11 protein-coding genes and 1 pseudogene are annotated in these 11,690 nt (G+C 69.6%); 6 read left to right on the top strand and 6 right to left on the bottom strand.

What is annotated here, in order from left to right:
* Nucleotides 1-106 precede the first annotated feature (106 nt).
* From AB0J90_RS35510 to AB0J90_RS35500, 3 genes are all read right to left on the bottom strand, one after another.
* Nucleotides 107-931, bottom strand: coding sequence for an SgcJ/EcaC family oxidoreductase (locus AB0J90_RS35510; protein ID WP_363603481.1), 825 nt, complete (start codon nt 929-931; stop codon nt 107-109).
* 197 nt (nt 932-1,128) lie between these two features.
* Nucleotides 1,129-1,371: a sulfurtransferase TusA family protein gene (locus tag AB0J90_RS35505; protein WP_363603480.1), complete on the bottom strand. Its 243-nt coding sequence runs from the start codon at nt 1,369-1,371 to the stop codon at nt 1,129-1,131.
* A complete protein-coding gene (locus tag AB0J90_RS35500; RefSeq protein ID WP_363603479.1) occupies nt 1,368-2,540 on the bottom strand; it encodes an aminotransferase class V-fold PLP-dependent enzyme in 1,173 nt (390 codons plus the stop codon). The genes AB0J90_RS35505 and AB0J90_RS35500 overlap by 4 nt, the downstream gene beginning before the upstream one ends.
* Before the next feature lie 167 nt (nt 2,541-2,707).
* On the opposite strand from AB0J90_RS35500, the gene coxB reads away from it, so the two are divergent.
* Entirely contained in the window at nt 2,708-3,652 is a 945-nt protein-coding gene (gene coxB, locus AB0J90_RS35495) for a cytochrome c oxidase subunit II (protein WP_363603478.1), read from the top strand.
* A gap of 8 nt (nt 3,653-3,660) precedes the next feature.
* Nucleotides 3,661-4,086, top strand: a complete 426-nt coding sequence (locus AB0J90_RS35490; protein WP_363603477.1) for a cytochrome c oxidase subunit 4 — start codon at nt 3,661-3,663, stop codon at nt 4,084-4,086.
* 264 nt (nt 4,087-4,350) lie between these two features.
* Here AB0J90_RS35490 and trpD read toward each other — a convergent pair whose 3' ends face one another.
* The 3 genes and pseudogenes from trpD to AB0J90_RS35475 form a co-directional block, all read right to left on the bottom strand.
* Nucleotides 4,351-5,415, bottom strand: coding sequence for an anthranilate phosphoribosyltransferase (gene trpD, locus AB0J90_RS35485; RefSeq protein WP_363603476.1), 1,065 nt, complete (start codon nt 5,413-5,415; stop codon nt 4,351-4,353).
* Between the two features lie 94 nt (nt 5,416-5,509).
* Entirely contained in the window at nt 5,510-5,920 is a 411-nt protein-coding gene (locus AB0J90_RS35480; protein WP_363603475.1) for a hypothetical protein, read from the bottom strand.
* Nucleotides 5,921-6,323: 403 nt separating this feature from the next.
* Nucleotides 6,324-7,229: pseudogene (locus tag AB0J90_RS35475) on the bottom strand (cytochrome c oxidase assembly protein); the annotation flags it as partial.
* Nucleotides 7,230-7,356: 127 nt separating this feature from the next.
* On the opposite strand from AB0J90_RS35475, the gene AB0J90_RS35470 reads away from it, so the two are divergent.
* The 4 genes from AB0J90_RS35470 (at nt 7,357) to AB0J90_RS35455 (ending at nt 11,640) form a co-directional block, all read left to right on the top strand.
* Nucleotides 7,357-7,956, top strand: a complete 600-nt coding sequence (locus AB0J90_RS35470) for a heme-copper oxidase subunit III (RefSeq protein ID WP_363603482.1) — start codon at nt 7,357-7,359, stop codon at nt 7,954-7,956.
* A gap of 74 nt (nt 7,957-8,030) precedes the next feature.
* Entirely contained in the window at nt 8,031-8,939 is a 909-nt protein-coding gene (locus AB0J90_RS35465) for a cytochrome c (protein ID WP_363603474.1), read from the top strand.
* Nucleotides 8,936-10,027, top strand: a complete 1,092-nt coding sequence (locus tag AB0J90_RS35460) for a Rieske 2Fe-2S domain-containing protein (protein WP_363603473.1) — start codon at nt 8,936-8,938, stop codon at nt 10,025-10,027. The genes AB0J90_RS35465 and AB0J90_RS35460 overlap by 4 nt, the downstream gene beginning before the upstream one ends.
* Nucleotides 10,024-11,640 (top strand): cytochrome bc complex cytochrome b subunit, encoded by a 1,617-nt coding sequence (locus tag AB0J90_RS35455; RefSeq protein WP_363603472.1) that lies wholly within the window; start codon nt 10,024-10,026, stop codon nt 11,638-11,640. Before AB0J90_RS35460 ends, AB0J90_RS35455 begins: the two co-directional genes overlap by 4 nt.
* Nucleotides 11,641-11,690 lie beyond the last annotated feature (50 nt).

Here is an 11,690-nt window from a genome sequence, read left to right as displayed (position 1 = left end):
TCCCGCCCCCCCACCGCGGCGGCCCCCCCCCCCCCCCCGCCCGTGCGGCGGTTTAACCTCTTGTACGCCCCGGATTTTTCGCGTTCGGGCGTCGCTAACTTCATGATCAACGGCTTGGGGTGGGGACGGAGAGGTGTTGGTGGGTTAGGAGCCAGGTGTTGTTGCGGCGTTCGAAGATTCGGGTGCCGCGGGACCAGGTGTCGATCGGCGGGGCGTCGGGGGGCTCGATGCGTACGTGGTTGAGGCCCCAGGCGACGGCTAGGTCGTCGCGTACCAGGATTTTCAGGTCGGGGACCGTCCAGGTGACGGCAGTCTCGCCCGCAGCGGCGTCGAGGTTGCGCTTACAGAGTTCGCGTACGGCGTCGACGCCGACGTAACGCAGTGGCTCCTCGTGCTCGTACGAGACGACGTCGTCGGCGATCGCGGCCATCATGCCGTCCAGGTCCTTCGCGGCGGTGTCGGCGAACCACCGCTCGTGCAGCTCTCGCACCTCCCGCTCGGCGTCGAGATCATCGCTGACCGGGTTGTCCGCCGGGTCGTTCAGCGGGAACGAGTGGTGTTCGTGGACGATCACCCAGCGGCCGTCCTCCCGGCGTAGGCCGAAGGTCAGCCGGAGCCGGTTGTCGGGCTCCGCGGCGAGATCCTGGTCGGTGCCGCAGCGCGCCAGGGCGTACGCGAAGGCGACGTCGTCGCCCGCGGTGACCTCCAGCGACTCGATCTCGAACGAGGCGCCCCCGCGCTGCCACTCGAAGAACGGCGGCCACGTCTCACGGTAGGCGTCGAGCCCGCGTACCCCCTCGTACGGCGGCGGCACGTCGAACATCACGACATCTTCGGCGTGGTCGGCGAGAACCCCGTTCAGGTCGCCGCCGTGCACCGCCTCGGCCCAGCGCCCGATCAGCGCGCGGATCTGCTCTTCGTTGGTCGACATGGGTAGGCCAATCCCTCCGGCTCGATTACATCCGTCAGGAATAACAACCCCCGCCGACCCGAAAAATCATCGCCGCATCCGCCCTCGGCTTCCGGGCACACCGCTCCACGGCTGCTCAGCCCTGTCGGACAGTGACAACAACAGGGTTCGGCAGCCGGGGATCCGCCCGGTGGTGGCGAGGAAGGCGAAGCGGAGGATCAGTGCAGGCGGCGGAGGTCGTACGCGGGGGAGCCGTCCAGCGAACCCGCTCCGACGAACTCCTGGCCGCGCATCCGGCACCAGGCGGGGAAGTCGATCGCGGCGGCCGGGTCGTCGGCGAGGACCCGCAGGACCGCGCCGACCGGCAGCTCGGGCAGGCGGCGGGCGGCGGCGATCACCGGCAGCGGGCAGCGCTGCCCGAGACAGTCCAGCACCTCGGGATCCTGCGGGACGGCGGTCACAGGCCCACCACCCCGGCCTCGGCCCGCAGGTCGGCGACGACCGTCGGGAGTTCGGCCAGGAAACGGTCCACCTCGGCGGCGGTGCTCTCCCGGTGCAGCGAGATCCGTACGTTGCCGTGTGACAACACTCCCATCGCCGCCAGCACGTGCGACGGTTCCAGCGTCGACGAGGTGCAGGACGAGCCGGAGGAGACCGCGAACCCGCGCCGGTCCAGCGCGTGCAGCAACGCCTCGCCGTCCACGTACAGGCAGGAGAAGGTGACCAGGTGTGGCAGCCGGTCGTCCGGGTCACCGACCACCTCGACGTCCGGCACCGTCGCGGCGACGGTCGCCCGGATCCGGTCGACCAGGGTCGAGAGCCGGGCCGCCTCCGCGGCCGCGTCGGTGGTCACCGCCCGCAGCGCGGCCGCCGCGGCCACGATCGCGGGCAGGTTCAACACCCCCGGCGTACGCCCGGCCTCCCGCTCGTCCTCGGGGTAGGGCGACAGCCAGCGGGTGCCCTTGCGGACCACCAGCAGCCCGACGCCGGGTGGTCCACCCCACTTGTGTGCGCTGGCCGACAGCACCGACCAGCCCTCCGGCAGCGGGACGCGACCGACCGACTGGGCCGCGTCGACGTAGAGCGGCACCCCGGCCGTGGCGCAGGCCTCGGCCGCCGCGGTCACGGGCTGTAACGTACCGACTTCGTGACTGGCACTGATCAGTGCGGCGAACGCCACACCGGGCGCGGTCACCGCCGCCGACCAGGCCGCCGGGTCGATCCGGCCGAGCCGGTCCACCGGTACGGAGACCGCCGCGCCGCCGGCCGCCACGTGCCGACCGGCCGCGTGCAGCACCGCGGAGTGTTCGATCGCCGAGTGCACCAGCGTGTTGCCCGCTCGGCGGCGCCCGGCCAATCCGCCGAGCACGGCGGCGTGCGCCGCGGTCGTACCGCTGGCGGTGAAGGAAAGCTCGTCGGGGCGTACCCGCAGGATGTCGGCGGTCGCGGCGCGCGCCGCGTCGAGGAGCTGGCGTGCCCGGCGGGCCTGCGAATACAGCTTGGCCGGGTCGGCCCAGCCGTCGGTGAGGGCGGCGAGCAGGGCCTGGCGGGCCACCGGATGCAGCGGTGCGGCGGTGGCCGTGTCGAAGTAGACCGGCGTTACGCTCTCCGGCGGCGCTACGGGGTTCACACTGTGAACGGTAACCCGGCTCGGATCGAGCAAGATCCCCATTGGGGGACAGAGTGACCCCAGAGCCGTCCAGCCCGGCATGGTCGAGTAATCTGCGACCGTCGGTGACGCCTTTGCTGTTGGTACGGAAAACAGACACCAGCGGCGCGCTAGGGAGGCAGGACCAGGTGGTCGCAAGGGGTTCAGATGTACGGCCCACGGCCGGAAGGCGCAGCCAACGGCGTAATGCCGTCCGGCTCGCCGGGCTCGGTGTCGGTGGCGCGGCGCTGCTGACCCTGCTCACCGGCTGTGACGTCGGCGGGGCGGTCGACGGCTTCGGTTGGCCGCAGGGCGGAATCACTCCGCAGTCGCACCGCATGTACGACCTTTGGATCGCGTCGGCGATCGCCGCGCTCGCGGTCGGCGTATTCGTGTGGGGCCTGATCTTCTGGTGCATCATCCGTTACCGCAAGCGCGGTGACTCGCTGCCCGTACAGACCCGGTTCAACATGCCGATGGAGTTCCTCTACACCATCGCGCCGGTTCTCATCGTGGCGGTGCTCTTCTACTACACCGCGATCATCCAGACCGACGTCGACCGGACGTCGAAGAACCCGGACGTGACCGTCGAGGTCGTCGCGTTCAAGTGGAACTGGCAGTTCAATTACCGCGACGGTGTCGGACCCGACGCCAACACGGTCGCCTCCACGCTCGGCACCACCGAGGTGATCCCGATCCTGGTGCTGCCGACCGACCGGACCATCCGGTTCGAGGAGACCAGCAAGGACGTCATCCACTCGTTCTGGGTGCCCGAGCTGCTCTTCAAGCGGGACGTCTTCCCGGGCAGCGTCCGCAACGTCTTCGAGGTCACCCGGTTGACCACCGAGGGCGCGTACGTCGGCCGCTGTGCCGAACTCTGCGGCACGTACCACTCCATGATGAACTTCGAGCTGCGCGTGGTTTCGCCGGCCGAGTACGACCAGTTCCTGGCGGCGAAGAAGGCCGGTCAGTCGACGCAGGACGCGCTGAGCGCGATCGGCGAGGACCCGCTGGCCACCACGACCGAGCCGTTCAAGACCCGGCGTGACGAGAACAACTTCAACAAGACCAGCGCTACCGGCGTGGGAAGCTGAGGACGGGCATGAAGTCTGAGTGGCGCCTATTCGGCATCCTCGCGGTCTTTCTGTTCATCGCGACCTTCGTCTACGCGGGTTGGACCGACGGTCAGATGGGCCACGTCGACTGGATCGGCAGCACCGCGCTGGCGCTGTCCACCCTGCTCCTGTTGATGTGCGGTGGCTTCTTCTGGTTCGTCTCCCGGCGGATCGACCCCCGCCCGGAGGACCGGCCGGACGCGGAGATCGCGGACGGCGCCGGGGAGATCGGCTTCTTCAGCCCCGGCAGCTACTGGCCGTTCGGCCTGGCCGTGTCGGCCAGCATCGCCGGCCTCGGCCTGGTGTTCTGGCTCTGGTGGCTGATCGGCGTCGGCCTGCTCGCGGTCATCTTCTCCGCCTGCGGCCTGCTCTTCGAGTACTACTCCGGCACCCGGCGCACCGCCGAGCACTGAGCCGGCCGAGCACTGAGCCGGCCGAGCACTGAGCCGGCCGAGCACTGAGCCGGCAGCCGGCAACACCGGCAACACACATCAAGCCGTCGACCGGGATCCGTCCCGGTCGACGGCTTTTTGGCATGGTCCCCGAGATCCGCCATGGTCTCCGAGATCCGGCATTGGTCTCCGAGATGCGGACCGGGCTGCACGCAGACACGCGTACAGCCCGGTGAAAGTGCTGGTAGAGCCCCGAACGGCCGGTGCGGGCCCCTCGGGTAGGGGTCAGGCTTCTTCGGACGCCTTGGCGGCCGTGGCGACCTCGATCCAACGGTCGAGCGTACGGGCGGCGGCGCCGGAGTCGATCGACTCCTCGGCGACCCGCAGCCCGTCGCGCAACGAGGTCATCAGGTCGCCGCCCAGGCCACCGGCGGCAGCCAGGGCCGCTGCCGTGTTCACCAGCACCGCGTCCCGGACCGGCCCGCGCTCACCGGCGAGCAGCCGGCGGGCCGCGTCGGCGTTGAAGGTCGCGTCGCCACCACGCAGGTCACCCGGGGCGGAACGGGGCAGACCGAGGTCGGTCGAGTCGAGCACAGTCTCGGTCACCCGACCGTCGGCGGCGACCCACACCCGGGTCGGCGCGGCGGTGCTGAACTCGTCCAACCCGTCCTCGCCGCGCATCACCAGCACCGAGTCGCCCCGGCCGGCGAACACGCCGGCCATCACCGGGGCCATCCGCTGGTCGAAGCAGCCGACCGCGGCGGCCCGTGGGCGGCCCGGGTTGGTCAGCGGACCGAGGAAGTTGAAGGCGGTCGGCACGCCGAGTTCACGGCGCGGAACCGAGGCGTGTCGAAAGCCGGGGTGGAACCGGGCGGCGAAACAGAAGCCGATGCCGACCTCGGTGACGCACCGCGCCACCCCGGCCGGGCTGAGGTCGAGCGGGATGCCGAGGAATTCGAGCAGGTCGGCGGCACCGCACGAGGAGGAGGCGGCCCGGTTGCCGTGCTTGACCACGCGTACGCCGGCCCCGGCCACCACCATCGCGGTCATGGTCGAGATGTTGACCGTGTGCGCCCGGTCGCCACCGGTGCCGACCACGTCGACCGCGCCGGCCCGGATCTCGTCCGGCAGGTCCACCAGCACCGCGCTGGCGAGCATCGCCTCGACCAGACCGGCCAGCTCGGGGGAGGTCTCACCCTTGGCGCGCAGCGCCATCGCGAACCCGGCGATCTGGACCGGGGTGGCCGACCCGGCCATGATCTCGCCCATCGCCCAGGCCGTGTCGGCGGTGGACAGTTCCTCGGCGCGCAGCAGCGCGGCGAGCAGGTTCGACCAGGTCCGTTCGCCCACGGTGGGCCTCCCGAGCGGGGGTTGGGATACGGGCTGTGGCGCAGGTTCCCCGGTCGGCTCGGCCGCGCTCAGGGCGCGGACGGCCGGTCCAGCGTCAGGCCGCGCTGCTCGCCCCGCTCGCGCGTACGCGCAGCAGGTCGGAGACGGTCCGGCCGGTGGTCACCGGGTCGAGCGGGTGCACCAGGGTCGCGTCGACCTGGGCGTACGCGGCCAGCCAGCGGTCCGCCGCGCGGGCGATCACCACGCAGGTGGGCGGCGCGTCCTCACGGTCGTCCTTGATCTGCCGGGCGATGCCGATGCCGCCGGCCGGGGTCGCCTCACCGTCGAGCAGCATCAGGTCGATCTCGTAGGTGTCGACCAGCCGGACGCACTCCGCGTAGGTGGAGGCGTCGACGAACTCGACCGAGAGGTCACTGGCCGGACGGGTGCCCACGGCGGAGCGCATCCGGTCCCGGACCTGCGGGTCGTCGCTGTACAGCAGGACGGTGTAAAGACGTTCGGTCATCGGTCCCAGGGCTCCCAGGTCGTAGCTGCCCGCTGATCGTACCGGTCGCCGCTGTGCGGGCCGGGTCCACCCGTGGCCCGGGGCCCGGGCCGCCCGGATGGCGGGACTGGGCGATCGACGGCGTGCCCCGCCCGTGACTCAGGCGTGCCCCGCCCGTGGCTCAGGCGTGCCCGCCCGTGACTCAAGAGCGGTCCGGTGCCGCGTCCCCCGAGGCGCCGGGGGACGGATCTCAGCCGGTCGCGCCGCCGGACCCGCTCGACGCGGAGGCGGTGCCGGGCGGGGTCGGGGCGGTGCTGGACGGGGTAGCGGCGGGCGGGTCGGCTTCGCCGGGGCCCGTCGGGTCGAGCGTGGTGGTGGAGGAGGGCGCCCCGGCGGCGGAGACGGTGGCGGCGGCGAGTTCGCGGGCCTCCTGGCGGTCGAGTTCACGGTCGACCCGGCGGGCCTCCCGCTCGGACTGGCGCATCCACTGGAGCACCAGAACCGCGATCATTGTCACGCTGACGAACTCGCCACCGGCCCACAGGATGCCGCCGGCCACCTTCTGGTCGGCCCACGGGTCGGACCAGTCGAGGGCGAGCGAGGGGTACCAGTCGCCGCCGAACAGGGTGGAACTCTGCATCACGGTGAGCCCCAGCACGGTGTGGAACGGCACCGAGAGCAGCATCAGCAGCGCCCGCGCCGGGTACGGCCAGCGTCCCGGCAGCGGGTCCAGCCCGACCAGCGGCCAGAAGAACAGGCAGCCGGTGAGGATGAAGTGGGCGTGGATCAGCTCGTGCGCCCACGCGTGTTCGAGCGTGAAGCGGTAGAGGTCCGTGAAATAGAGCACGAACGGGTTCACCACGAACAGGCCGAAGGCGAACAGCGGAAAGGCGAGCACCCGGGCCACCCGGCTGTGCACCACCGCGAGCAGTCGGCGACGCGGCGCACCGGTGAGCGTACGCAGCGCGAGGGTCATCGGCGCGCCGAGCGCGAGGAAGATCGGCGCGACCATGGACAGGACCATGTGCTGGACCATGTGTACGGACAGCAGCGAGGTGTCGTACGCGTGCAGCCCGCTGACCGTCACCGCCGCTATCGAACCGAGTCCGGGGCCGATGAACAGCACCGTCCGGGAGACCGGCCAGTGGTCGCCACGCACCCGCAGCCGGTGCACCCCGTACAGGTAGAGGCCGGTGGCGAGCACCAGACCGACCGCCAGCCAGCTGTCCAGCCTGGTCTGGCTGAAGATCGCGGAGACGGTGAACGGGGGCGGACCGGAAACCTCGGCCGACGCCAAGGTCGGCGTCAAGGTCGAGGTGAGGGTGTGAATCGGATCGACGCGCAGCACGTTTTTCAGGCTAGGCCAGTCGAACCGGGCAAGGTTAGCTACCCCGGAACTCGTGCCGGTTTTGCCACCCCGAGGATCGCGGGTGCTGATCGGGGGCAATAATGACCGCGTGACAGCGGCCCCAGCCATTGACAAGAGCCGGATCCACTCTCTGACGCGTCCGAACATGGTCAGCGTCGGGACGATCGTGTGGCTCTCCAGCGAACTGATGTTCTTCGCGGCGCTCTTCGCGATGTACTTCTCGATCCGTGCGGCTGCGCCGGATCAGTGGGAGAAGCACACCGAGGTGCTCAAGGTCCCGTACGCGACGACGTTCACGGTGATCCTGGTGTTGTCCTCGGTCACCTGCCAGCTCGGCGTCTTCGCCGCGGAGCGGGGTGACGTGCACGCGCTGCGGCGCTGGTTCACGCTCACCTTCGTGATGGGCCTGATCTTCGTGCTTGGTCAGCTCAACGAGTACCGCAACCTGGTACACGAGGGCGTCAAGATCAACGCGGACGGCTACGGATCGATGTTCTATCTGACCACCGGCTTCCACGGCCTGCACGTCACCGGTGGTCTGATCGCGTTCATCATCTTCATGATGCGCACCACCATGGGTCGGTTCACCCCGGCTCAGGCCACCTCGGCGATCGTCGTGTCGTACTACTGGCACTTCGTCGACGTTGTGTGGATTGCGCTGTACGGCATGATCTACTGGCTTCAGTGATCATGGCGCCGTCACCTTGCGCGCCGCCGCCCCGTCCCTGAGAAAAGGTCGAGACACCGTTAAGGACACAGGCCATGACTTCTGACACCCCCAGCGCGCGAACCGGCGCGGCCGGCTCCGACGCGGGCGGCCCCGGGACGCGGGGCAGCCGGGGCGATCGCCAACGCGGCATCTTCGCGCGGCTGCGCAGCGGCCGGTCCGCGCCGCGCAGCCGGGGCCGCCGGCGGCTGGGCGCCGCCGTGCGCCTGGTGGCCGCCCTGATCCTGGCCGGCGGTGCCTACACCGTGTTCGCGCCGGGTCTGCAGGCGCAGGACACCCCGCAGCTATCCAGCGCGGCCCAGGAGGGCAAGGCGCTGTTCGACGTCAGCTGCGTCTCCTGCCACGGCCGCAACGCCCAGGGCATCGAGGGCCGGGGACCGAGCCTGATCGGCGTCGGCTCCGCCTCCGTCGAGTTCCAGGTGGGCTCCGGCCGCATGCCGCTGGGCCGCCAGGAGGCTCAGGCCGAGCGCAAGCCCCCGGTCTTCAACGAGGACCAGACCACCCAGCTCGGCCAGTACGTCCAGGAACTCGGCGGCGGGCCGCAGGTGCCCGAGCGCGAGAACCTGAGGGAAGGTGGCGACGTCGCCGAGGGCGGCGAGCTCTACCGGATCAACTGCGCCGCCTGCCACGGCTTCGGCGGCGGCGGTGGTGCGCTCTCCTCGGGCAAGTTCGCGCCGAACCTGAAGCCGGCCACCGACCGGCAGCTCTACGCCGCGATGCTCACCGGCCCGCAGAACATGCCGGTCTTCGGTGACAACCAGATCCGCCCGGAGGAGAAGGCCGACATCATCGCCTTCGTGCAGGAGACGCTGAAGCACGAGCAGGACCCGGGTGGCTTCTTCAACCTCGGCCGGTTCGGGCCGTCCACCGAGGGTCTGGCCATCTTCCTGGTTGGCATCGTCGCGCTGGTCTTCACCAGTCTCTGGATTGCGGGGAAGTCATGAGCACCGGCACGTCTACCCACGGGGCGGCCGAGCACGAAGAGCTCGACCTGAACGACCCCCGGCTGTCGCACTTCGAGGTCATGAAGGAGGGCGCGCGGCGGGACGGCATCGAGATCGTCCACTACGAGCCGCCGTTCCCCGTGCTCGGCACCAAGGCCGAGCGTCGGCTGACCCGTACGATTTCGTTGTTCTTCCTGCTCACCGGCCTGGCCTCGACCGCGTTCCTGGCGATCTACATCTGGTGGCCGTGGGAGTACAAGCCGGGCTCCGGCGACGACAAGGTCTTCACCCCGCTGCTCGGACTGACCCTCGGCCTGGCGCTGCTCGGCATCGGCTTCGGCATCCTGGCCTGGGGCAAGAAGCTGCTGCCGAAGGAGGTGTCGATCCAGGGTCGGCACGACGGCGGCTCGGACCCGACGGACCGGAAGATCGCCGGTAGCACGATCGTCTACATGGCCGAGGAACTCGGCTTCAAGCGCCGGCCGCTGCTCGGGTTCGCCGCGCTGGCCGGGCTCGCCCCGGTGGGTCTGGTGGCCGCGGCGCCGCTGGTCGGTGGCCTGATCCAGCAGCCGCACAAGAACAACCAGATGTTCACCACCGGCTGGGCCCCCAAGGAGGGCGGCGAGCTGATCCGGCTGACCCGTGAGGACGGCACGCCGCTGCGTCCCGAGGACGTCAGCGCCGGTGGCCAGCTCACGGTCTTCCCGGGCATCGAGGACGGCGTCAGCAACAAGCACGCCGACTCCCCGACGCTCCTGATCCACCTGCGCGAGGACGACGCCCGTCGGGCCCAGGCGGCCAACGAGAGCGCCGGACACGCGGACTTCATGTGGGGCAACTACATCGCGTTCTCGAAGATCTGTACGCACGCCGGCTGCCCCGCGAGCCTGTACGAGCAGCAGACCAACCGGCTGCTCTGCCCGTGTCACCAGTCGCAGTTCCTGATCACCAGCAATGCCCGACCGGTATTCGGGCCCGCCAGCCGCCGCCTGCCTCAGCTGCCGATCGAGGTGGACGAGGATGGCTTCTTCGTGGCGAAGTCCGACTTCACCGAGACCGTCGGGCCAGACTTCTGGGAGCGGCCGTGAAGCGCCGAAAGTTCGACGTAGCAGCGGTGCCGGGCAAGGCTGCCGGCGAGGTCGACGACCGGCTGCAGGTAGCCACCCCGTTGCGGGCGCTGCTGAACAAGGTCTTCCCGGACCACTGGTCGTTCCTGCTGGGCGAGATCGCGCTCTTCTCGTTCATCGTGCTGCTGCTGACCGGTGTGTTCCTGACCTTCTTCTTCGAGCCCGCGATGACCGAGGTCACGTACAACGGCAGTTACGCGCCGCTGCGCGGGGCGCACATGTCGGCCGCGTACGCCTCCACCCTGGACATCTCGTTCGATGTCCGCGGTGGTCTGATCATGCGGCAGATGCACCACTGGGCCGCGCTGATGTTCATGGCGTCGATCGTCGTGCACATGATGCGTATCTTCTTCACCGGCGCGTTCCGCAAGCCGCGTGAGCTGAACTGGATCATCGGTACGCTGCTGTTCTGGATCGGCTTCCTGGCCGGCTTCAGCGGCTACTCGATCCCGGACGACGGCCTCTCCGGCACCGGCCTGCGGATCGCCTCGGCGATCATGCTCTCCATCCCGGTGATCGGCTCCTGGGTGACCTCGTCGATCTTCGGTGGCGAGTTCCCCGGCGACATCATCATCAGCCGGTTCTACATCGCTCACGTGCTGCTGATCCCCGGTCTGCTGCTGGCGCTGATCACTGCCCACCTGGGCCTGGTCTTCAAGCAGAAGCACACCCAGTGGCCCGGCCCCGGCCGGACCAACAGCAACGTGGTCGGGGAGCGGATGTTCCCCCGCTACGCGCTGAAGCAGGGCGGCTTCTTCATGATCGTCTTCGGCGTGATCGCGTTGCTCGGCGGTCTGTTCCAGATCAACCCGATCTGGCTGTTCGGCCCGTACGAGGCATGGGTGGTCTCCTCGGCCAGCCAGCCCGACTGGTACGTGATGTTCCTCGACGGCTCGACCCGGTTGATGCCGTCCTGGCAGATCAACCTCCCGATCGGTGACGGGTACGTCATCCCGCCGCTGTTCTGGCCGACCGTCGTGCTGCCGGGCATTCTGACCATGTTGCCGATCTTCTACCCGTTCATCGAAGCGCGGTTGAACAAGGACAACAAGATCCACAACCTGTTGCAGCGCCCCCGGGACAACCCCAGCCGTACCGCTCTCGGTGCGATGGCAGTCTCGTTCTACCTGGTGCTGACCCTCTCCGGGGCCAACGACGTCATCGCCGACAAGTTCTTCATCAGCCTGAACGCGATGACCTGGGCCGGTCGGATCGGTCTGATCCTGGTGCCGCCGCTTGCGTACTACGTCACCTACCGGCTTTGCCTGGGTCTGCAGCAGCACGACCGCGAGGTACTGGTACACGGTGTCGAGACCGGCATCATCCGCCGGCTGCCGGATGGTCGCTTCATGGAGGTGCACCAGCCGCTGGCCGACACCGACGAGCACGGCCACGGTGGCCTTGAGTACGTCGGCTGGGTGGTCCCGAAGAAGATGAACCGGCTCGGAGCACTCGGACCGGCCATCAAGGGCTTCTTCTACCCGATCGAAAAGCCGGTCGAAGCCCCCGTCTCGCCCGGCCACCCCCCGGTCGAACCCCTAGACCGCGAGGAAATCACCAGCACCAAGCACTAACCCCCCCGCACCCCCATACCACGTGGCGCCCGCCGACCCCGGCGGGCGCC

The organism is Micromonospora sp. NPDC049523, assembly GCF_040676775.1.
Taxonomy (GTDB): Bacteria; Actinomycetota; Actinomycetes; order Mycobacteriales; family Micromonosporaceae; genus Micromonospora_G.
This window is presented reverse-complemented; position numbering and strand designations above follow the sequence as displayed.

Coding starts and splice junctions, on each gene's coding strand:
- AB0J90_RS35510 (WP_363603481.1), bottom strand. CDS start 931: ATGTCGACCAACGAAGAGCAGATCCGCGCGCTGATCGGGCGCTGGGCC.
- AB0J90_RS35490 (WP_363603477.1), top strand. CDS start 3,661: ATGAAGTCTGAGTGGCGCCTATTCGGCATCCTCGCGGTCTTTCTGTTC.
- AB0J90_RS35480 (WP_363603475.1), bottom strand. CDS start 5,920: ATGACCGAACGTCTTTACACCGTCCTGCTGTACAGCGACGACCCGCAG.
- AB0J90_RS35465 (WP_363603474.1), top strand. CDS start 8,031: ATGACTTCTGACACCCCCAGCGCGCGAACCGGCGCGGCCGGCTCCGAC.
- AB0J90_RS35460 (WP_363603473.1), top strand. CDS start 8,936: ATGAGCACCGGCACGTCTACCCACGGGGCGGCCGAGCACGAAGAGCTC.